Below are 21,477 nucleotides of genomic sequence, written 5' to 3' on the forward strand. Positions count from 1 at the left end.
CGTCGGGGTTTTTGTTTACAGTGCATAAATCAGGATGCCCACGATGATGATGACCAGGGCTGCCGCCTTGCGGGGGTTCATCTTCTCGTGGAAGATGGTGACGCCGAACACCGTCACATACAGATAGCCGGTGGCCTCCAGCACGGGGCCCACGTTGAGGGGCACCCCCTTGTAGGCCAGCATGGTCAGCAGGGTGCAGCCCACAAACAGGCCGTAGCCCAGCAGCACCCGCCAGTCGGTGTATTCGGCCAGCAGGGATTTGTGTTCCCGCAGCGCGGCCTTTTTGAGCAGCACCTGGGACACCGAAGCCAGAAAAGTGCTGAAAAGATAGAGCAGCAGATAGGGAAGCTGTGCCTGTGTCATGAGCGGTCCTCCCCTTCGTGGTCGGCCCGCACAAAGAGCACGATGCCCACAATGATGACGAGGGCCCCCACCAGCTGCCGGGGAGTGACCGTCTCGCCGAAGATCAGCAGACCCAGCAGGATGCCCCAGACCACCGTGACAGCCTTGTTGGCGTAGGCGGTAGTCAGCGGCAGATGCTTGATGACCTGCTGCCAGCCGAAGGCGTAGGCCACCAGCGCGGCCAGCATGCAACCGTAGAGCAGCAGGAAGGGCAGGCTGAGAAAGGCCTGCCGGGAGGCCAGTTTGCTGCAGACGCTGCTCAGGGCGTAGATGCCCAGGAAGACATGCAGCACCAGATACCATTTAGCCTGTTTCAACGGGACGCCTCCTCATGGTGGAGATATTCCCGCGCCACATACTGGGGGGCGTTGTTGGCGCACATATAGATGCGGCCCACATACTCCCCGATGAGCCCCAGCACCAGCAGGATCACCCCGCCCAGAAGGAGCAGCAGCGCCGTGGTGGAAGCCCAGCCCAGGGGGGCGGTGTGGCGGGTGAAGTGGTTGATGATGATATAGATCATATAGAGAAAGCCCGCCACCGCCGACAGCGTGCCGAAGTAGCTGGCGATGCGCAGCGGCTTCACCGAGAAGGAGGTAAAACCGTTCATCCACAGCCCCAGCAGCTTGCCCAGCGTGTAGCCGGAACGGCCCTCCTCCCGGGCGCGGTGATGCACCGGCACGTTGCAGATATGCTTGGTGCTGCGCAGTACCAGCCCGATCACATAGGGGTAGCAGTGCTCATAGCGCAGCATCTCGTCCACCACAAAGCGGCGGGCCGCAAAGTAGCTGTTGACCACCAGCTCGGGCGGCTTGCCCAGCATGATCTCGGTCATCTTGCTGTTGACCCAGCTGCCCAGGTTGCGCCAGCCCGCCTGCCGCTTGTTGTCGTAGCTGGCATAGACCACGTCGTAGCCGGCCTCGATCTTGTCCAGCAGCTTGCCCACCTCGTCGGCAGGGGTCTGGCCGTCGTCGTCCAGGCAGACGATGATATCGCCGCTGCACTGGTGGAAGCCCGCCATCAGCGCGGCGTGCTGGCCGAAGTTGCGGGCCAGGTCCACACCCTGCACGTGGGGATCCGCCGCCACCAGGCTGCGGATAGTGTTCAGCGTGCCGTCCGGCGAGCAATCGTTGACCAGCACGATTTCATAATCATACTGCGGCAGGGCGGCCATGGTACGGGTGATCTCCTCCACCACCGCCGCCAGGGTGTGTTCCGAGCGGTAACAGGGAATCACATAGGATAGTTTCTGCATAGCTTCTTCTCCCCTTTTATGACAGGGTATCCGGCCGCTGGTAGACCACCAGATCTTCGGTGGAGACAACCTCCTGCCAGCCGTCCTTCAAAAGACGGGCCTCGGCGTCGGTACCGTGGTTCACCATGGCGTACCGGGAATAAATGGTCTGCGTTTCGTCGGCCAGGTAGGTGTTCCAGTCAAACTCGATGCCCATGCCGGCGGGCACCGCGTAGAGGTAACCGTGAAACACATCGTCGTCGTAGGCGTAGGCCAGCGTGTAATCCCAGGGATCGTCGCTCTGCCGGGCCTGCACGCTCCAGGTGAGGGCGGATTCCACGGCAGTAATCTGCTCCCCCATGCCGGCGTTCCAGGTGGAAAGGCTGCTGCGCCGGGCATTCATGGGCAGCAGCAGGATCATCATCACCGGCAGATAGACCACCGCCTGGCGGGCATTTTCCACCGTGACGGCCCCCAGCATCAGCATGCAGAGCAGCGCCAGATGCCGCGGGGCGATGTTGTACATGAAAATCAGCAGCAGCGTGATGACGCCGGCGCAGAGCAGCGCACAGATCTTGAAGCGGCAGGGCCGACCCCGGCGCAGATCGTACACAAGGCAGCCCACCGTGACCAGCACCATCACCACAAAGACCAGGCAGCCGGTGCCCAGATACTGGGGGTCGCCCTGCAGGGTGGGCAGGATGCCCAGCCAGGCGGTGTGCAGCTCCTTTGCCCCGCGGGTCAGTTCATACCCCACCGCGCCGGCCACGTCCCCGGCCAGCAGCTTTTTCAGGCCGCCGAAATCCATCCCGCCGCCGCTGAAATAGGGTGCCGAGAGTTCCGTCATGGAGAACAGCGCCGCCCCGAAGCTGAGGACCGCCGCCCCGCCGAAGAGCAGTTTGCGGCGCCGGGAGCCCTGCCACAGCGCTGCCAGCGGGAAGGCCCAGAAGAGCAGCGCATAGGGCCGGAAGAGGGTTTCCAGGGCGCAGGCAATCACCGCCGCAGCACACCAGCCGGGGTGGAATTTTCGCTGCAGGGCCGCCGCGCTGCCCACAATGACCAGCGCCAGGGCGTAGTGCAGCGCCTCGGAGGAGCCGCAGAACACCAGGCTCAGCGGCACCCACAGGCAGACCAGCGTGAGGGCACAGACCATCTGCTGCCAGACTTGCAGCCGGGCCGCGCGCACAAAGAAGGCGATCCCCACGATGGTGAAAAGGATATTGCACCAGAACACCGTGTTGACACTGGCGCCGAACAGAAAGCCCGGCAGGGCGTACGTCCAGATCAGGAAGGGGCCCCAGGTACCGTACCGGCCGATGTTGGCGTGGGTTTCCTCGTAGCCGAAATATCCCCGGGGCCCGCCGTGGGTCAGCACGCTGACCACCTGGCGGTTATAGATGACCTCGTCGTTGTCCATGTTGGGGGCCATCCAGACCTGGTTCAGCGGCGTGCGGTAGGCCAGCGAATAAAACACCAGCAAAAACAGGACTGCCCCCAAAACGCAGAGCAGCGCGTTGGGGGTCTTCTGCAGCCAGTTCCGGCCGCGGCGTATCCATGGATTTTTCCAGATGATCGTCATGCCGGTCCTCCCTGGCCCTCCTCGGCCAGCCTGGCCATGAACACCACATCGCGGTAGCGCCCGTCCAGCACCACCATGTCCCGGAAGGTGCCCTCCAGCACAAACCCGGCTTTCTCGTAGCTGCGGCGGGCGGGCAGATTCTCCGCCAGCAGCCGCAGACTGATGCGGTGCAGATGCAGCGTCTCAAAGCCGAAAGCCGTGAACAGGCGGGCGGTCTCGGTGCCGAAGCCCTTGCCCCGGGCGGACTCCTCCCCGATGAAGATGCCGTACTCGGCACTGTGGTAGGCGTGGTTCACATCCCGGTAGTAGACGGACCCCACCGGCTGGCCAGTGGCTTTGTCCTCGATGATATACTGCACCACCTGCCCGGTGGCCACCTTGGTGGCCAGCCAGTTGCGGTGCATCTCGGGGGTGAACTTCTCGCGGAAGATGAAATTCTGCATCACCGACGGCGTGTTGCGCCACGCCACGATGCGATCGGTGTCGGCATCAGTGATGGGACGCAGCACCACCAGCTGCCCGGTCAGGATGGGAAGTTCCTGCATACGATTCATTCCTCTCTTATCCCCGCTCATACACGGTACAATACTGCCCCTGGTACAGGAGCGTCCATCCCTCGTCCAGCAGCCGGGCTTCCACCCCGCTGCCCGGGGATGTCATCATATAGCGTGACCGGATGGCATGACTTTCATCCTCCAGGTAGGCTGCCTCGTCAAACTGCAGCCCCATGCCGTCCGGCACGGCGTAGAGCATGCCCACATGGGCGGCATCCCCGAAGGAATAGGCCACCGTGTGGTCCCAGGGGTCATCGCTCCCGATCGCCGCCTGGCTCTCGGTAAGAGCCGCGGTGAGCTGGGCGCTCTCGGCAGCGATGGCCTCATGCCAGCCGGGCATGCCGAAGCCGCCTGAAGCGGTCAGCCCTAGGATGCCCGCCGCCGTCAGCACCAGCGTCACCGCCGCCGTGCCCAGGGCGGGACGCGGACTTTCCAGCACCAGCGCTGCCAGCAGCAGAATGTCCAGCACCAGCGTGTGGCGGGAAGCCTCCGCCGTGCGGTACATCAGCATCAGGGCGAAAAAGATCACCAGCGCGGCCGCTGCGGCACAGCCCTTCCAGAAGAGCGGCCGCTTGTGGTGCCAGTCCCACGCAAGGCAGACCAGCGTCACCGCCAGCAGCAGCAAAAAGATCAGATAGTAGCCGCCGCCCTCGCCCCGCAGCGCCCCGGCGATCTCCTGCCCCACCTGGGTGAAGGCGGTGCCCAGTTTGTCCGCCGTGTAGCGGACTGCCGAGAATACCTGCAGATGGGCCAGCATCTTGAGCGGCGCGGTATCCACATTGGTGAAGAAATAGGGCGCGTAGAACTTGGCCATCAGCACCAGCGTCGCCGCCAGCGAAGCCAGCGCCCCCGCCCCGCAGCGCAGCAAAGCCCGCCGGCGGGGCCAGGCCAGCACCAGAGGATAGAGCCAGTAGACGGCGTTGTAGGGCCGGGCCAGGGTGGCTGCGGCGCAGAGGATGGCCAGTGCCGCCCAGGCCGGTTTGCGGCCGGTTTTACGCACCAGCACCGCCGTGCCGGTGATGGCCAGCACCAGGGCGTAGTGCAGCGGCTCCTGCATGGCGGAAAAGACATAGCGCACCGGGGCGTTCAGGCAGGCCAGCACCACGCCGAAGGCCGCCTGCTGCCAGGCTTTGAGCCGGGCCGCCCGGGCAAAGACCAGCCAGCCCGCCGCCACGAAAAACAGATTGCACCAGAGAAAGGCGTTCTGCCCCCGGAGGAAAAAGCCGGGGATGGCGTACAGCCAGAAGATGGCCGGGCCCCAGGCCGCAAAGGTGCCGATGTCGGCGTGGGATTCGTTGAAGCCGAAGTACCCCCGGGGTGCTCCGTATTCCACCACCGCCGACAGCTGCTTGCTGTAGACCACCTCGTCGCTCCAGGAGCTGGCGGGCAGGTAGATATCGGTGACCGGCACCTTGTAGACCAGCCACTCGTAGAGCAGCAAAAAGGCCAGCGCGGCAGCCAGGGTGGCCGCCGTGCCCAGCCAGAAGGACTTACTGCGCATAGAATGCAAGGACCCGCTGGATGACCTTGTTGCGGTCCTCTTCGGTCATGCCGTAGTAGAGCGGCAGCCGTACCAGACGCTCGCTCTCCTTGGTGGTATAGCGGTCCTCGCCGTCAAAGCGGCCGAACTTGCGGCCCGCCGGGGCGGAGTGCAGCGGAATATAGTGGAACACCGCCAGGATGCCGTTATCCTTGAGGTAGCGGATCAGTGCGGTGCGTTCCTCCAGGTCCTTGCACTTGAGGTAGAACATGTGGGCGTTGTGCACGCAGCCCTCGGGGATGGTCTGCATCTCCACCTTGCCGGCCTGGGCCAGCGGCGTGAAGGCCGCCCGGTAGGCATTCCAGGTGGCCATGCGGTTGTCGTTGATTTCGTCGGCATGGAGCAGCTGCGCCCACAGGTAGGCCGCGTTCAGCTCGCTGGGCAGGTAGCTGTCGCCGAAGTCCACCCAGGTGTACTTGTCCACCTGGCCGCGGAAGAACTTGGCACGGTTGGTGCCCTTCTCCCGCAGGATCTCGGCCCGCTCGTTGTAGTCGGGGTTGTTGATGACCAGCGCGCCGCCCTCGCCCATGGAGTAGTTCTTGGTCTCGTGGAAGGAATAGCAGCCGAAGTCGCCGATGGTACCCAGCGCCTTACCCTTGTAGGTGCTCATGACGCCCTGGGCCGCATCCTCCACCACCATCAGGTTGTGGCGGTGGGCAATGTCCAGGATGGTGTCCATCTCGCAGGCGACGCCCGCATAGTGCATGACGATGATGACCTTGGTGCGGTCGGTGATGGCCGCCTCGATCTTGGTCTCGTCGATGTTCATCGTGTCGGGACGGATGTCCACAAACACCAGCCTGGCCCCGGCCAGCACCGCCGACGTGGCCGTGCTGGAGAAGGTGTAGCTGGGCAGGATGACCTCATCCCCCGGCTCCAGGCCGCACAGCAGCATGGCCATATCCAGCGCGGTGGTGCCGCTGGTGGTCAGCAGCACCTTCTGGGCGCCGAAGCGCTCCTCCATCCAGGCGTTGCACTCCTTGGTAAAGGCACCGTCGCCACAGATCTTGTGGGATTCGATAGCCTGTTTCACATACTCGATCTCGTCCCCGACACAGGGGGGTACGTTGAAAGGAATCATAGATAAGCCTTCTTTCCTGGGCATAGATTCAACAATTATAAGCAGTATACCATATTCGGCCCGATTCTACAACCTCCGGCTCACTCCTTGACCCGGGCCGCGTTGTAGGCGCGGATCATCAGCACCGCATACCACAGAAGCAGCACGCTGAAGAGGATGAACGCCCCCGAGGATACCGCCAGGGGGCCGCCCAGCTGGTGGGTCACGGTGTAGACGGCCAGGGGAACGGCAGCCGCCCCCGGCATCAGGCGGTGGGGCAGCCCGGCCTGGCGCAGCATGAGCACCGCCGAGAGGACCAGCACCCAGAGGTCAACCGAACGCAGCAGCGGCAGAAGCCATACCCAGACTCCACCGCTCTGGCTGCCGCAGAGGATCAGTTCCAGCACGATCTGCACCGCCCCGCACACCAGGGGCAACACGGTGCGCCGGGCAACCAGCAGATAGCCCACCACCGCCAGCACCGTCAGGGACAGTTCCTGCAGCTGGGTGTTGTCCGGCATGGCCAGCAGGGCCCGGCCGGCCGCCGAGATGCCCACCAGAAGATAGGCCAGCGCCATATGATTGCGTTTTTCCATAGGGATTCTCCTGTACAAAAAGGTTTGATTTTTCTAATGATAACACGAACCGACAGGGCTTGCAAGGAGTCGAAAGCGGGCGTATAATAGGGTCTATTCCCACTTTGGAAACGAGGTTTTTTGGCATGGAATTTTCCCATCGGTTGGAACTGTTCGGTCCCGAGATCTTCGCCGCCCTCAACGACAAGAAGGTCGCCCTGGAGGCAGAGGGCCGTCATCTGTATAATTTGAGCGTGGGCACGCCGGATTTTGCCCCGGCAGCCCACATCAAGCAGGCGCTCATCGACGCAGCGCAGGACGACGAGAACTGGAAGTACAGTCTGCGCGACCTGCCCGAGATGCTGCAGGCCGTCTGTGATTACTACAAGCGCCGCTTCGGCGTGGACACCATCACGCTGGACAAGGTCATGAGTTTTTCCGGCAGCCAGGACGGCATCGGTCACCTGGGCCTGGCGCTGTGCAATGACGGCGACACCGTGCTGCTGCCCGACCCCTGCTACCCGGTGTTCATGACCGGCTGCATGCTGGGCGGCGCCAAGCCCTGGTACTACCACCTGACCAAGGAGAACCACTTCCTGCCCGACGTTTCCTCCATCCCGGAGGAGGTGGCGAAGGCCGCCAAGCTCATGCTGGTCAGCCTGCCGGCCAACCCGGTGGGCAGCATCGGCACGCCGGAACTCTACGCCGAGATCGTGGCGTTCTGCCGCAAGTACGACATCCTGCTGGTCCACGACAACGCCTACAGCGACATCATCTTTGACGGCGCCCACGGCGGCAGCGTCTTCAACACGCCGGGCGCCGAGGACTGCGCGGTGGAGTTCTTCAGCCTGAGCAAGAGCTTCAACGTGACGGGTGCCCGCATCAGCTTCCTGGTGGGCCGCCCCGACGTGGTGGCCGCCTGCAAGAAGCTGCGCACCCAGATCGATTTCGGCATGTTCCTGCCCGTCCAGAAGGCGGCCATTGCCGCACTGACCGGCCCGCTGGACGGCGTGAAGCGCCAGTGCGCCGAATACCAGCGCCGCCGGGACGCTCTGTGCGGCGGCCTGCGCAGCATCGGCTGGAATGTGCCGGACAGCCACGGCAGCATGTTCGTCTGGGCGCCTGTGCCCGCCGGGTACAAGACCAGCATGGAATTCTGCCTGGCCCTCATCGAGAAGGCCAACGTCATCTGCACCCCCGGTTCCAGCTTCGGCCCCAGCGGCGAAGGCTATGTGCGCTTCGCCCTGACCCTGCCGGTGGAAAAGATCCGGCAGGCCGTGGCCGCCATCGACGCCAGCGGCATGATCGCCCGCGGCTGACCCCCGGTATTGCCATACAAACAAAAAAGCAGCCTACCGTATTTTACGGTGGGCTGTTTTTCATACACCTTGCTGGATTCTCTTCACTGGCCATTTTCCCGTACCGCAGCGCGCAGCTCCTTCTGAATGGCCGGCGTGATTTCCACCCGCTTGAGCAGGGCGGCCAACAGTCCCGGGAACTGATCCGCCGGAAGCTGTTCCACGATCACTTCCGCCAGGTACTCCGCATGGGACATGGCCGGCTCAAAGGTGCGGGCATAGGTCTTGCCGCTGCGGACAAAGCCTACTTCCTTCAGCACGCCCTTTTCCATCAGGCTGTTCAGCATGGAAAAAATCGAACGCTCTTTCCATTTACGGTCCACGCAGGTGGAAACCACCTCGGTCTGGGCCATCGGATGGTCCGCCTGCCAGAAGATTTCCATGATCTGCTGTTCACTTTTTGTCAGATGCACGACAGTCTACTCTCCCTCGCTATAAGATACTTAGATAGTATCCGCTTTTGGTTGAAATGTCAATGTGTTTCGCACATTTTTGTTGTCGATTCCTGTTATTTAATAATTATTTAACATTTATTCATATTTCCGACACAGGCATATAACGCCTTGCCATTTTAGCGATACATCGGATGTTTATTCCAAAATTTTGCATATTATTTCGGAATTCTGCAAGTGTCCTCCCTTAAAAAACACAGACAGATACACCACATAATTCCATTTCACCACATGGACTTTCCGCTCATTTTCCGTTTCCCTGCCATCGGGCCGAAAGCGCCTCCAGCGCCCGTTTTTCCAGCCGGGAAATATAGCTCCGGCTGATGCCCATCTCCCCGGCGATTTCCTGCTGGGTGCAGGGCGGCCGCCCGTCCAGGCCGTAGCGCCGGGTCAGCACTTGCTGTTCCCGGGGCGGCAGCGTGTTCAGCAGCTTGCGCAGGCGGGCCGCGTCGGCCCGCTGCTCGCAGGCATCCTCCATCACCGCCGGGTCGGGCAGCGTATCTGCCAGGGTCAGCTGCCCTTCGCTGCCCTCCAGCGGCTCCTGCAGCGAGAGCATGGTGCCCTCCCGCCGGACGCGCCGCAGCTCCATCCGCAGCTCATTTTCAATGCAGCGGCTGGCATAACTGGAAAACTTGCTGGCCCGCACCGGGTCATAGGTGTCCACCGCCTTGATGAGGCCGATGGTCCCGATGGAGATCAAATCGTCCTGGGAGGCATGGGCTGCATAGTATTTCTTCGTCACATGGGCCACCAGCCGCAGATTGTGCCGGATCAGCCGGTCCCGGGCCGCGGCCGCCTCCCCGCCGCCCGCCCGCAGGGCCGCAAAGGCCTCCCTTTCTTTCGCCGGTGAAAGCGGCCGCGGAAAGGAACCGCTCTCCAGATGCAGCATGAAGTACAGTACATGTCCGGCCGCCGCCTGCAAAAACAGGCCCAGAATTTCCAACATAACGCCACCCCCCTGGCCCAGCCTATGCAGCGGGTGGCAGCAAAATGCGCCGGGACAGGCCCCCCTTACGAAGGGTCTTTCCCGGCGCACACCTGTTTCGGTTTCAGGCTTCGCCCAGTTCCACGATATCCACCGTGGTGCCGTGCTCCCGCAGCAACGCCACCAGGTCCTCCGCCTGCAGCCAGACGGTGGCGGTGTTGTCGTTGGGGTGCACCCCGATCAGCCCGGACCCCTGCCAGAAATCCCGGTCGATATAAAAATGCACCCGGCATTCGCTGTCGTTGAGCAGGCCGAAGGGCGTCACCGCCCCGGGAATCAGGCCGAGAATGGCCTGCAGTTCCTCCGGCGAGGCAAAGGTCAGCGGTTTGGTGCCCTGGCGGCGGCGGAATTCCTTCAGGTTCACCCGCTTGTTCCCCCGGACGGTGATGAGGTAATAATTGCGGCGCTTGTCATCCCGCACAAAAAGGTTCTTGGCGTCCCGGTCGGGATAGGGCAGCGTCACCTGGGCCAGCTCTTCCATATTATATACAGCGGCGTGCTCGGTGATCTCGTGGGGGATGTTTTTGGCATCCAGAAACGCGTACACTTCCTGTTTGTTCATAAACAGCCTCCCCGATCATACCCGCTGCCAGAGCAGGCGGTTGTCGTCAAACTGCACGGTGATGCGGCCGGTGTCCTTCAGCCAGGAGAGATAGGACCGCACCGTGCTGCCCACCAGCACATACTGCTCCATCGTCATGGTCAGGCCGTAGGCGGCAAACAGCTGGCGCAGCAGTTCCTCAAAGCAGAGCGGCGCGGCGCACAGGTCCAGGATCTTGGTGGCAATCTGCTGCACCTTGTCGATGTTGTACTGGGCCAGAGGGGCGATATCCTCGGTGGGTGCGGCGTGGGACGGCACAAAGCATCTGGCCTGCATCGTCTTGACCTTTTCCAGCGTATCCAGGTAGGCGCCCACATCGTAGAGCACACCGATCTGGTACTTGTCCAGCGTTTCCCGGCTGGACAGGCAGTCCGCCAGGTAGACCACATCGTCGGGGGTGCGGAAACCCACCATCGAGAAGAAATGCCCCGGCAATTCGATAAGTTCAAATCCCTGGGGCAGCACCTCCGGCGTCAGCGGTTCGGCGCGGCTCTCCTGGGCCATGAGGAATTTGTGGCGCAGGTCCTTGCAGGGGTACCCGCCGTACAGGAAGGCCGGTTCCAGCACCGGGTGGCAGGTGAAGTCGCACTCGATGCCCGGGGCATAGATCCTGCAGCCGGTCTGGTTCTGCAGGTACTGGTTGCCGCCGGTGTGGTCGGCGTGGGAGTGGGTGTTGTAAATGGCCTTGAGATGCCAGCCGTTGGCGTCCAGCAGCTGGCGGATCTTCCGCCCGGCGGCCTTGTCGTTGCCGCTGTCAAACAGGCAGACATCGGTATCGCTGAGTTTGTACAGCCCGATCTTGGCCGGGCTCTGGAGATAATAGCTGTTCCCTGCAACTTGCATCAGTTCATACATAAAACATACCCTCCCCGGCGGCGTATTGGCGGCCGCCCCTGGCTGTATTGTAGCGCATCCGGCACCGGCCGGCAAGTCCCTACCGGCTGCGGCGGCAGAGTTCCAGGAACCGCTGCATGGATTCGGAGAGATACTTCTCCTTGTGCCAGGCGGCCACCCGGTGGCGCCGCAGCGCCTCCCCCTGGATGGGCCGGGTGCAGACAAGCCCCGATGCCACCGCACCGCGCACCCGGGCCTCGGGCAGCACCGCCACCCCCAGCCCCTGGGCGGCTGCCTGGAGCAGCGCTTCGGTGCTGACGCTCTCCCAGGCGATGGACAGCGGCAGCCCCCGGGCTTCCAGGGCGCTCTGCAGAGCCGCCCGGGCGGTGCTCCCCTGCTCCCGCACCAGCAGCGGCGCCGCGGACAGCTGCTCCAGCGTCAGGCTCTCCCCGGCGGCCAGCGGATCGTCGGGGGCCATCACAGCGCACAGCAGATCGGTGCCGATCTCCTCGGTATGCAGGTCCGGCATGGAGGGCGCACTCTCCAAAAGAGCCAGGTCCAGCCGGTTCTCACAGAGGGCGGCGGTCAGGGTGCCGCCGTTGGCCACCGTGACCCGCAGCTGGATGCCGGGATTTTCCTGGGCGAACTGCCGGGCCAGCCCCGGCAGCACGGTGCTGCCCAGCGTGACGGTGGCTCCCACCCGGATGAGCCCCAGGGAATCCCAGTTGCGCAGGCCTGTCTCGATGCGGTCGAAGGAATCCAGCAGATGCACCGCCTGGGGATAGAGCCGCTTGGCACACTCGGTGGGCGACAGATGCCGGTACATCCGCTCAAACAGCCGCGCCCCGTAGTACTGCTCCAGTTCCTGGATGGCCCGGGTCACCGCCGGCTGGGTCATGTGGAGTTCCTCCGCCGCATGGGTGGCGTTCTCCGCCTGGTATACGGCCACAAAGATACGCAGATGTCGTATGGTCATCGCAAAAACTTCCTTTCCCACAAAAAACGCATGACTGTGATAAGAAATCGGTATTTCACACCGGCGCCGCTTTGCGCTATGATAGTACCAGAGAAAATGTGAACAAGGAGGACCTCTATGGATCAGCATCCCCAGCCCCAGACCCGCGCCGCACGGCTGCGCGCCCTGTTTTTCAGTGCCCTGTACATCAGCGCCTTCACCTTCGGCGGCGGTTTCGTCATCGTCACCTTCATGAAGCGCAAATTCGTGGACGAACTCCACTGGATCGATGACCAGGAAATGCTGGATATGGCTGCCCTGGCCCAGTCCTCCCCCGGCGCCATCGCCGTCAACGCCGCCATCCTGGTGGGCTGGCATGTGGAAGGGCTGGCCGGCATGGTGGTGGCCGTGCTGGGCACCATCATTCCGCCCATGGTCATCCTGTCGGTGATCTCCTTCTTCTACGCGGCCTTCGCCACCAACACCTATGTGGCACTGGTGCTCAAGGGCATGCAGGCCGGCGTGGCCGCCGTCATTCTGGACGTGGTCTGCGGTCTGGGCCGCGATGTGCTCAAGACCCGCTCGGCCATCTACATCGGACTGATGGTGCTCGCCTTCATCGCCAGCTTCGTGTTTGATGTCAACGTCATCCTCATCATCCTGGCCGCTGCCGCCTTCGGCGTCGTGCGTGCCCTGCTCCAGTACAGAAAGGCGGCCCGTTCATGATCTATTTTCAACTATTTTTCAGTTTTTTGCAAGTAGGACTTTTCAGCGTGGGCGGCGGCTATGCCACCATGCCGCTGATCCAGAGCCAGGTGGTGGAACAGCATCCCTGGCTGACCCTGCAGGAGTTCACCGACCTGATCACCATCTCCCAGATGACCCCCGGCCCCATCGCCGTCAACTCGGCCACCTTCGTGGGCATCCGCATCGCCGGCATCCCCGGTGCCCTCATCGCCACGCTGGGCTGCATCACCCCCGCCCTGATCCTGGTGTCCCTGCTGGCATATGTTTACAATAAGTATAAAGATATCTCTGTTTTACAGAATGTACTGGCCTGCCTGCGGCCGGTGGTGGTGGCCCTGATTCTCGGGGCCGGGCTGTCCATCCTCTCGCTGGTGCTCTTCAACGGCGAGGCCCCCGCCCTCAACATCGTGGACTGGATCGGCGCCGGCAGCTTTGTGGTAGCCTTTGTGCTGCTGCGCAAATTCAAGTGGAACCCCATCCTGACCATGTGCCTGTGCGGCGTGGCCGGCCTGGTGCTCCATCTGCTGATCCCCGCCTGATCGGCTGTCCTTGCTGCGTCCCCTTCGGAGGGCGCTTTTTTGCTGCCCCGGAGCAGGAGCACATGCCCCCGATTGCATCCCGGCTGTATTTGGACTATACTGACAGCAGAAACCAAAAAGGAGCCGCTATGAAAATTCTTGTTCTGAACGCCAGCCCCAAGGGGGCCCAATCCACCACCGTGCACACGGCGCTCTACCTGCAGGCGCTGCACCCCGAGCATACCTTCACCTTCCTGCCGGTGGGCCAGCGCATCAGGGCCTATGAGAAAGACTTTGCCCCGGTGCGCACCGCGCTGGAGGAAGCCGACCTGGTGCTGTTCTGCTACCCGGTCTACACCTTCATCGCCCCCTCCCAGCTCCACCGCCTGATGGAGCTCATCAAGACGGACGGCGTGGACCTTTCCGGCAAGCTGGCCAGCCAGATCACCACCTCCAAGCATTTCTACGACGTGACCGCCCACCGCTGGCTGGAGGAAAACTGCTGTGACCTGGGCATGCGGGTCATCCGGGGGCTTTCCGCCGACATGGAGGACCTGCTCAGCGCCCGCGGCCAGGAGGAAGCACGGATGTTCTTCGATCAGCTGGTCTTTTCCTGTGCCCACGGGCCTTTTGTGGCGCCGTCTCCCCGGGCACCCCGCCGGGACACCCCGGTATACCGTCCCGTGCTGCCCGCCGCGGCCAAGACCCGGGATCGGGATGTGGTCATCGTGACCAACTGCGCCGACGACGATGAAAACCTGGCCGGGATGATCGCCGACTTCCGCGCCGCCCTGCCCTGCGAGAGCCGGGTGGTCAACATCCGGCAGTTCCCCTTTGACGGGGGGTGCCTTGGCTGTTTCGGCTGTGCCATCACCGGCAAATGCGTCTACAAGGACGGCTTTGACGATTTCCTGCGCAACACCATCCAGTCGGCGGACGGCTTCGTCTACGCCTTCACCATCTCGGACCACTACACCCATTCCAGCTTCAAGTGCTTCGACGACCGGCAGTTCTGCAACGGTCACCGCACCGTCACCCACGGCAAGCCCATCGCCTACCTGATCAGCGGCGACTACCGGTACGAGAGCAATCTCCAGATGATCGTGGAGGGCCGCGCCGAGGTGGGCGGCAACTATCTGTGCGGCGTGGCCACCGACGAGGGGGACACCACCGCGGCCCTGGAGGGACTGGCCGAGAACCTGACCTTCGCCATGGACCACAGCCTGCGCCGCCCGGTCGGTCTGCCGCGTCCACGAGGGTTCCCTGGCGGGGCTGAAGTCCAGCCTGGTGCACTACGGCTTCAACCGTTTTGCCCGCAGCACCAAGCCTTTTTATGCCACCGACGCCTGCACCGGCTGCGGTCAGTGCGCCCGCGACTGCCCGGCCGACACCATCCGGCTGGAAAACGGCAGACCGGTGTGGGGCGAGCACTGCTACCAGTGTCTGCGCTGTTTACACCGCTGCCCCGTGCAGGCCATCCAGTACGGCAAAGGCACCGAGGGCAAGGGCCGCTACCGCATCGAGCGCTACCGGCAGGACTGAACGCTCGGACTTTCCGCCCGTTTCCGGCAGGGTCCCCCTGCCGTTCAAACCAAAAAACGACGCCCTCCCGGCTTGCATCGGGAGGGCGTCGTGCTTTTGTATACTGCCGTGGGGAACGGCGTCAGGGGGTTATCGGCTGCGGAAACGGATCACCGCGATGCCGATCAGGACCACCACGGCCAGGCAGGCCACGGCGATCAGGGCCGCCAGCGGCAGATTCACCGCGGGTGCGGCCGCCGTTTCGGCCTGTTCGGGGGTGGCGGGTGCCGGCGTGACGGCGGGTTGCTCGTCAGGCTCCGGCGTGGCGGTGGCGGCGGGGACTTCGGTGGGGTTGGGGGTCACCTGGGTCTCCGTGGAGGCACTGCCGCTGCCCTTGGCGGGCTTTTTGGTGCCGCCGGAATTGCCGGAGGCCGCCGTCTGTCCGCTGCCCGCGGAAGGGACCGGGGCCTGCGCCGTCGCCGCAGGTGCGGCAGGCGTGGCAGTGGGGGCCGCGTTGGAAACGGACTGGGTGCTCTGGGTGCTGCCGCTCTGCCCCGCGTTGTTTTGCTGGCTGGGCTTTTCTGCCGGCGTCTGGGTGGGCGCCGGGGTGGGCTTCGGGTCAGGCGTCGGGGTGGGCGCCGGGGGTTCCTCCGCCGCCGATACCTCCACCGACACATTTCCCACCGCGGGGGCCTCGGTGCGGCCGAAAGCACCGTTGACCAGTTCCAGGGAATTCTCCACCAGGTGCACCGTGGCGGTGCCGCCCGCCGGAACATCCACCTGGATGCTGCCCAGCGAAGCCGTGCCCTGGGGGAGCAGTTCCTGTCCGCCGGCCACGTAGACCGTCATGGTGCCGGTGGCGGCATCGTAACGGTACTGCTGCACGCTGCCGGGCAGCGCGCTGTCAAAGGCGAAGTCCGCCTCCACGGGGTCGGCGCTCTCCACCGCGAAGCGCAGGCGCAGCGCCTTGACGCCCTGCACGGTATCGGCGGGCAGGTCCAGGCGGACCGACGCGCCCCCGTCGGTGGCCGTCAATGTCACCGGGCTGCCGGAGGTCTCGGCCGCAGCGGGCAGCGCCGCCACGGTCAGGGCCAGGCCCAGCAGCAGGGTGGCGAGAATTTTTTTCATGATTGTCTCCTTGTTGTGCTCAGTCCGCCTGGCTGCCCATGGTCAGGGACGGCAGCGGATCGGGCATCGTCACCGCCAGCGTATCGCTGGTCAGGCGCTGGCCCTCGTTGGTCGTGGCGTTGTCCACGCGGTAGAGTTCCACCCGCACGGTTTCGGGCATCGTCATGTCTTCCAGGTCCTGGGGTTCGATCCAGTAGACCCAGTAGCCTTCACTGACTTCGCCCAGCTGTCCGTTCTGCGGATCGGGCGCCAGAATGATCTGGTGGGCCACAATGCTGCCCTCGGCGTCCACACCGCCCACCACGTTGCCGTTCTCGTCATAGAGCAGCACCACGTTGTAGGCAGGGTTGCCCTTGTAGCTGCCGGTGAAGACCAGCGAACCTTCGGGGATGGCCTGGCCGGTGCTCTCTTCATAGACATAGGGCGCCGACAGCGTGCCGATGCCGCTGGACAGCAGCTCCACGTTGTCGCCGGTGGGGCCCAGCACGTCCAGCTCGCTGACGGAAATTTCACCGGCGGGTGCCTTGACGACCAGACGCAGCTGGGCCGCGTCGTAGGTGCAGACCCAGGGGTCGTTGTTCTCGTTGCGGAAGTAGACGGTGCTGATCTCGCCGCCCGTAAAGGTGCCGGTGGCCAGCGTCTGCCAGCCGCCCTCCGTCGCCGGGATCTGGATCTCGTAGTCCCGGATGGGCGTGCCCCCGGTGACGGTGTACTTAAGCCCCGTCACGGCCAGCGTCTTGCCGAAGTTCAGCGTGATGACCGCCTCGCCGTCGGCGCGGCCGGTGTAGGTGGTGTTCTTGTTGTTGTCCACCACCCGGCTGATGGCCGAGACCGGCTCCGGCTCGCAGGGATCCTGCTCGCCGGCATCGGGGGTGGTGTCATCGGCCGAGGTCATGTTGGTGGTCACCGTCCACAGGCTCTTGTCGTAGCTGCCGTCATGGCTGATTTTCACAGCGGGCAGCGTCATCGGCTGGGAACGGTTCAGGAACTGGTCCACCGCCGTGATCTGGTAGGCGATGGTGCGGTTGTTCACGGTGGTGATCGTGTCGGTGTAGTGGCTGCCAGTGGTGAAGCCCACCACCTCGGTTTTGGCCTGGCCGTTCTCCCAGCTGATGCGGGCGATCTCGTAGCCCAGCAGCAGGTCGCCGGCGTCGCAGCCCAGCGTCAGGTTCACCTGGTTGGGGGTGCGCTCGTCCAACACGGCGGCGGTGCTGTCGGCCAGCACGGTCTTGCCCGCGAAGCTGCTGCTCTCACTGTGGGTGAAGCGGTAGTTGCGGGAGGCGTCGTTGCCGTAGTAAAGCGCCCGGGTCTCCGGCTCAAACTGGGCCAGGTAGGCCGCCGTGGCGGCATCGGGCATCATGCCCCAGCGGACAAAGAAGTCCGTCAGGTCCTTCCGGGCCGCCGCCGAGGCCAGCCGCATGAAGTTCTGGTCGGCATCCCTGCCCAGCGTCAGCTGGACGCCGCCGGGGGCCGGAGCCCGGGCCGTGTTCCGGGCGTAGGTATCCACCCGGGCATAGAAACGGCTGGCGAACAGTTCGTCGTAATTACTGTAGATCTCGTATTCGTAGCCCTTGTCGTAGGCCAGGTGCAGCTGCCAGTACAGCCCCAGCTGGGTGAAAACGTCGCTGGAATGGCCGGTGGTGCCGCTGGTGACCTTGCTGTAGATGGCGTCGTAGCCGAAGCGGACGCCCTCGTGGGCCTGGGAGATCTGGGAGAAATAGTTGTTGGTGACTTCCGCCACGGCGTAGCTGCTCTGGTTGATGTTGTGGCCGATCTCGTGGGCGATGCCCCAGCCGAAGAGGTCGCCGCTGCGATAGCTGCCATCCTCGTTCAGCGCGATGGGCTCGCCGCCGCCCAGACCGGGCACCGAATCCCAGCCGATGCCGATGTGGTTGCCCGCCGCATACATGAAGGCGCCGGCAAACATCCGCATATACCGGATATTCAGGTGCTGGGAGGGCAGACGGTTCTTGTCTCCTGCCCCGGCCAGGTCGGTCAGGCCCTTGTGCTGGTAGAACAGGACCATCATCTGGTCCATGGCATCCACCGAGCTGAGCAGGCGGGCGGCCTTGTCGGCCGTGGAACCGCTGCCCAGACCCGCCAGCAGCTGGCTGACCGGCACCGAGTACATCATCTGATCCAGCAGCACGTCGGTGGTGTTGAGGATGCAGGTCCCAGCCTCATAGGCGCCGTGGTCGCCGTGCAGTTCGTCGTGACGGCTGTTCAGGCTGCCGGCCGCCGCTTCCAGGGCCGCCACATAGGCGGTGACGCGCTCCTTGCGCTGGGCCGGGTCGTCGATGCCGTAGAGGTCCAGCACGGGGATGGTTTCCCCGCCGCTGACCCGCACCGAGTAGCGGTCATTGGCACTGTTGCCGGTATACTGCACATAGAGGGCCCCGCCGTGCTCGGCGTCAAAGGTGACCAGCTCGGGGACCATGATCTCGTTGCGGCCCACCTTGAGCTGGATGGGCTGGGAGACCACCTCGCCCGATTCGGAGTTGTACTGGGTGGCTACCAGCTGCAGCCAGGCGTTGGCGCCGGTGGCCACATTGCTGCTGCCCACATAGACGATGATCTCCTCCCCGGCCCTGGCGGTGACGCCCAGGGGCTGCCAGGCGTTGAGCCCGGTGAAGCCCAGGTGACCGTCCTTCTTGGCCGTGATGGCGGTATGCACCTCTACCACATCGCTGAGGGCGGTGGTCAGCAGACCGCGGGCGTTGTCCAGCTCCTTCTGCAGGGCCTCCCGCTCGGGGTGCAGCTCACCGCTGGCCTCGTCGGGGGTGTCCAGGCGGGTCTGCAGCGCCTCGATGGTCTGCTCGTTCACCCCGTCGCGCAGCGTCACATGCAGGTCATCGGCATAGAGGGCCAGGATGTCGTCCTCCAGGCTGTCGTAGGTGTAGAACCGCATCTCCGAGATGGAGATGGGGCGGTTATTATAGATGTATCCCACACAGATCCGCAGGTAATCGGTGGTGACACCGCCGGGGATCTTGATGGTGTAGTAGTTCTGGCTGCCGTCGCTGTGCTTGGCAATGGTCACGCCGGGCACCTGGTATTCACGGCCGTCCTCCCCGCGGGCGAACAGGCGCACGTTGCCGTAGGTGCCCCGGTCCTCCGAGGGGGACAGCGACAGGCTGCCGATGTGGTAGCGGGCGTCAAAGGTGATGCGCACACCGCCGTTGTCGGGGTAGGCGGCGCCGTCGTCCCAGTCGTCCAGGCCGTACCAGGAGGTGAAGTCGTTGTCCACCACGCCCCAGGCGGTCTTGCCGGAATCCAGCGGGCTGTCCTTCATGTAGCCGGCCTCGTGGGGCACCGACGCGATGTGCGCCGTGACCTCCCCTGCCGCGCCCACCGTGTTGATGAGCCTGTAGGCAGGCAGCTTCACCGGGCTGACATTGGCCGTGGACGCCGTGGAGGTCAGCGAGGCGGGACCTTCGCCCAGCTCGTTGACGCCGGTGACGTACACCTCATAGACGGTGTTGTTTTCCAGGTTCTGGATGGTGTAGCTGTTCTTGTCGATGCCGGTCACCTTGGTGAAGTCGGCATTCCCCTGTTTGCGGTAGTAGACATTGTAGCTGTCGGTGTCCTTCATGTCCTTCCAGGAGGCTTCGATGCGCTGGAAGCGCCCGGTCAGGCGCAGGGCGTCGGGGGCGGCGGGCAGTTTGTCCGCCTTGGGCACCACCGTGATGGCCTCGCTGTAGCCGCTGCGCCATCCGCCGTTCACCGACTGCACCCGCACGGTGTAGGTCTTGCTGTTCTGCAGTTTCTCGCCGCCGAAGGAGTTCACCGCCAGCGTGTTGGCCGCCGTGCGGACCATCTCGGTCTTTCCGTCAAAGGTGATCTCCACCTCATAGCCGGTGACGTTCACCGCCGGGTCCCAGGTCAGTGTGAAGGCCTGGCTTTCCGTCTCGGCCGCAAGGCCGGTGGGGATGTCCATGGAGGGCGGCGGGATGCGGGATTCCATATCGTTGAGGAATTCCACCTGGGAGATCTCCGCCAGGCTGCCGCCCCCCGAAACCGCCGTAATTTTAATGGTGACCTTCTTGACGGCGATCTGGCCGCCGAAGTCCACCGCGATGGAGCCGTCGGGCTGCACGGTGGCCGCTCCCAGGAAGCGGGCGATCAGCGAACCGCCCACCGTGATGGGCATGGTCTTTGTCTCGCCGTCTTCCTCGTACTCCACCAGCACGGTGGCGCCGCTGACAGCGTTCTCCGCTGCGGGCGGGGTCTGGAGCACCATACCGGCCATGGGCACCGCCGCCTTGGCCGCTTTCTCAAAGTCAAAGCTGACCGTGACGGGGTTTTCCTCCGAGATAGCGGCACCGTCGGCGGGCTTCAGCGCCACGGCGCTGTCGCCGGTGAGCAGATCCTCCAGACTGCCGCTGACCACCTGGGTGGATTCTTCTTTCTCCAGAGCCATCAGGCTTTCGGGGACCCGCACCAGCACCGAGGCAGTGCCGTCCCCCGTCTCTTCCAGAGAGGCCGCCAGCATCTGCAGGTCCACCAGGTCCGCCGCGCCGCTGCGGTCCAGGTCGGCCACACCGGCCTGTCCCCCTTCGATGGCATCGATCAGAACACTGGCGTCCCCGTCAGTGAGCTGGCCGTCGCCGTCCACATCGCCGATGCGCAGGGCACCGGGATGGAGGCTGTCCGCCGTGTAGGTGTAGCCGGCCAGGAACCCGGTGTAGAGCTGCACGCTGTAGAGCTGGGTGCCCACCTCCAGGGTCTGGGTATAGGTGGCAAAGCCGCTGCCCTGCACCGTCAGGGTGTACTGGCCCTGGGGCAGGTCCCGGAAGCGCACCTCACGCCGGGCAGGTTCACTGCCCTCCGAGGCGGGCAGCGTGACGGACTGGGTCTGTGCCTCGGGGCCGTTCAGGCTCACCGTGAAGTCGGCGTTCCCCTGCAGCGGCAGACCCGTCAGCAGCGTCACGGCCACTTCCGCCGTATTCTCCGGGGCCTGTTCCGCCCCGGTTGTCTCTTCCTCTGTCTCGGTCTCTTCCTCCGCCGGGACTGCTTCCTCCAGCAGTTCCGGGGCGTTCTCCTCCGCCGGCTCTTCGTCAGCAGGAAACTCCGCCTCGGGGGAAGCGGTCTCCCCGGTGGCGCTGGCCGCAGGCTGCGCTTCGTCCGGTTCCGCGGCCTGCACAGCAGGCTCTGCGGACAAGATCTCTTCCGCCAGGGCGGCCGGGCCTTGGGCCAGGATGCCCAGCAGCATGCAGCTGCTCAGCAAGGTGGCGATGGCTCTTTTCACTTGATTCCGTCCTTTCGTTGGGCAGACCCACATAGAGTCTGCGCTGGGTTGCTTGTGTGCAGCGCACATTCTACTATAAAAGAACTAGGAAATCAAGTCTTTTGCAAAATTTGTTATAAAATAATTTATTGGTTCTATTTAAATTTCAAAACTATGCATTTTGACGAGCATTTATATTTTCATCTT

Annotated in this window: 18 protein-coding genes; 4 read left to right on the forward strand and 14 right to left on the reverse strand. The window is 63.8% G+C overall.

The genetic code is table 11. The annotated features are described in order from the left end of the window. Positions 1 to 15: 15 nt before the first annotated feature. The 8 genes from ABGT73_RS09375 to ABGT73_RS09410 all read right to left on the reverse strand — a co-directional run bounded on the left by ABGT73_RS09375 (position 16) and on the right by ABGT73_RS09410 (position 6,965). A complete protein-coding gene (locus tag ABGT73_RS09375; RefSeq protein ID WP_346669512.1) occupies positions 16 to 363 on the reverse strand; it encodes an EamA family transporter in 348 nt (115 codons plus the stop codon). Then, positions 360 to 719: a transporter gene (locus ABGT73_RS09380; RefSeq protein ID WP_346669513.1), complete on the reverse strand. Its 360-nt coding sequence runs from the start codon at positions 717 to 719 to the stop codon at positions 360 to 362. The genes ABGT73_RS09375 and ABGT73_RS09380 overlap by 4 nt, the downstream gene beginning before the upstream one ends. Next, entirely contained in the window at positions 716 to 1,657 is a 942-nt protein-coding gene (locus ABGT73_RS09385) for a glycosyltransferase family 2 protein (protein WP_346669514.1), read from the reverse strand. The genes ABGT73_RS09380 and ABGT73_RS09385 overlap by 4 nt, the downstream gene beginning before the upstream one ends. Positions 1,658 to 1,673: 16 nt before the next feature. Next, complete coding sequence (locus tag ABGT73_RS09390; protein ID WP_346669515.1) at positions 1,674 to 3,215, reverse strand: hypothetical protein; 1,542 nt, start codon at positions 3,213 to 3,215, stop codon at positions 1,674 to 1,676. Beyond that, positions 3,212 to 3,760, reverse strand: coding sequence for a GNAT family protein (locus tag ABGT73_RS09395; protein ID WP_346669516.1), 549 nt, complete (start codon positions 3,758 to 3,760; stop codon positions 3,212 to 3,214). The genes ABGT73_RS09390 and ABGT73_RS09395 overlap by 4 nt, the downstream gene beginning before the upstream one ends. Positions 3,761 to 3,776: 16 nt before the next feature. After that, positions 3,777 to 5,270: a hypothetical protein gene (locus ABGT73_RS09400; RefSeq protein WP_346669517.1), complete on the reverse strand. Its 1,494-nt coding sequence runs from the start codon at positions 5,268 to 5,270 to the stop codon at positions 3,777 to 3,779. Then, the gene (rffA, locus tag ABGT73_RS09405; protein WP_346669518.1) at positions 5,260 to 6,390 is read right to left on the reverse strand and encodes a dTDP-4-amino-4,6-dideoxygalactose transaminase; all 1,131 of its coding nucleotides are present in this window, start codon (positions 6,388 to 6,390) and stop codon (positions 5,260 to 5,262) included. The genes ABGT73_RS09400 and rffA overlap by 11 nt, the downstream gene beginning before the upstream one ends. An 80-nt stretch (positions 6,391 to 6,470) precedes the next feature. Then, complete coding sequence (locus tag ABGT73_RS09410; protein ID WP_346669519.1) at positions 6,471 to 6,965, reverse strand: hypothetical protein; 495 nt, start codon at positions 6,963 to 6,965, stop codon at positions 6,471 to 6,473. Positions 6,966 to 7,090: 125 nt separating this feature from the next. Here ABGT73_RS09410 and ABGT73_RS09415 point away from each other — a divergent pair, with 125 nt between their 5' ends. Next, positions 7,091 to 8,263: an aminotransferase class I/II-fold pyridoxal phosphate-dependent enzyme gene (locus tag ABGT73_RS09415; RefSeq protein ID WP_346669520.1), complete on the forward strand. Its 1,173-nt coding sequence runs from the start codon at positions 7,091 to 7,093 to the stop codon at positions 8,261 to 8,263. Between the two features lie 83 nt (positions 8,264 to 8,346). Here the strand turns inward: ABGT73_RS09415 and ABGT73_RS09420 are convergent, their stop codons facing one another. From ABGT73_RS09420 to ABGT73_RS09440, 5 genes are all read right to left on the reverse strand, one after another. Further along, positions 8,347 to 8,715: a BlaI/MecI/CopY family transcriptional regulator gene (locus ABGT73_RS09420; RefSeq protein ID WP_346669521.1), complete on the reverse strand. Its 369-nt coding sequence runs from the start codon at positions 8,713 to 8,715 to the stop codon at positions 8,347 to 8,349. 283 nt (positions 8,716 to 8,998) lie between these two features. Further along, positions 8,999 to 9,700 (reverse strand): sigma-70 family RNA polymerase sigma factor, encoded by a 702-nt coding sequence (locus tag ABGT73_RS09425; protein ID WP_346669522.1) that lies wholly within the window; start codon positions 9,698 to 9,700, stop codon positions 8,999 to 9,001. 103 nt (positions 9,701 to 9,803) lie between these two features. Next, positions 9,804 to 10,301: a prolyl-tRNA synthetase associated domain-containing protein gene (locus ABGT73_RS09430; RefSeq protein ID WP_346669523.1), complete on the reverse strand. Its 498-nt coding sequence runs from the start codon at positions 10,299 to 10,301 to the stop codon at positions 9,804 to 9,806. Between the two features lie 15 nt (positions 10,302 to 10,316). Continuing rightward, on the reverse strand, positions 10,317 to 11,195 hold the full coding sequence (locus ABGT73_RS09435) for an MBL fold metallo-hydrolase (RefSeq protein WP_346669524.1): 879 nt from the start codon (positions 11,193 to 11,195) through the stop codon (positions 10,317 to 10,319). Between the two features lie 79 nt (positions 11,196 to 11,274). After that, a complete protein-coding gene (locus tag ABGT73_RS09440) occupies positions 11,275 to 12,150 on the reverse strand; it encodes a LysR family transcriptional regulator (RefSeq protein ID WP_346669525.1) in 876 nt (291 codons plus the stop codon). Between the two features lie 117 nt (positions 12,151 to 12,267). Between ABGT73_RS09440 and ABGT73_RS09445 the strand changes: the two genes are divergently transcribed. From ABGT73_RS09445 to ABGT73_RS09455, 3 genes are all read left to right on the forward strand, one after another. Beyond that, a complete protein-coding gene (locus ABGT73_RS09445) occupies positions 12,268 to 12,855 on the forward strand; it encodes a chromate transporter (RefSeq protein ID WP_346669526.1) in 588 nt (195 codons plus the stop codon). After that, positions 12,852 to 13,415 carry a chromate transporter gene (locus ABGT73_RS09450; RefSeq protein WP_346669527.1) on the forward strand — a complete coding sequence of 188 codons (564 nt, stop codon included), beginning with the start codon at positions 12,852 to 12,854 and terminating at the stop codon, positions 13,413 to 13,415. The genes ABGT73_RS09445 and ABGT73_RS09450 overlap by 4 nt, the downstream gene beginning before the upstream one ends. A gap of 128 nt (positions 13,416 to 13,543) precedes the next feature. Next, positions 13,544 to 15,211, forward strand: a complete 1,668-nt coding sequence (locus tag ABGT73_RS09455; RefSeq protein WP_346669528.1) for an NAD(P)H-dependent oxidoreductase — start codon at positions 13,544 to 13,546, stop codon at positions 15,209 to 15,211. 851 nt (positions 15,212 to 16,062) lie between these two features. Here ABGT73_RS09455 and ABGT73_RS09460 read toward each other — a convergent pair. After that, complete coding sequence (locus tag ABGT73_RS09460) at positions 16,063 to 21,291, reverse strand: fibronectin type III domain-containing protein (RefSeq protein ID WP_346669529.1); 5,229 nt, start codon at positions 21,289 to 21,291, stop codon at positions 16,063 to 16,065. Between the last annotated feature and the right edge of the window lie 186 nt (positions 21,292 to 21,477).

Source organism: uncultured Subdoligranulum sp. (assembly GCF_963931595.1).
Taxonomy (GTDB): Bacteria; Bacillota; Clostridia; order Oscillospirales; family Ruminococcaceae; genus Gemmiger.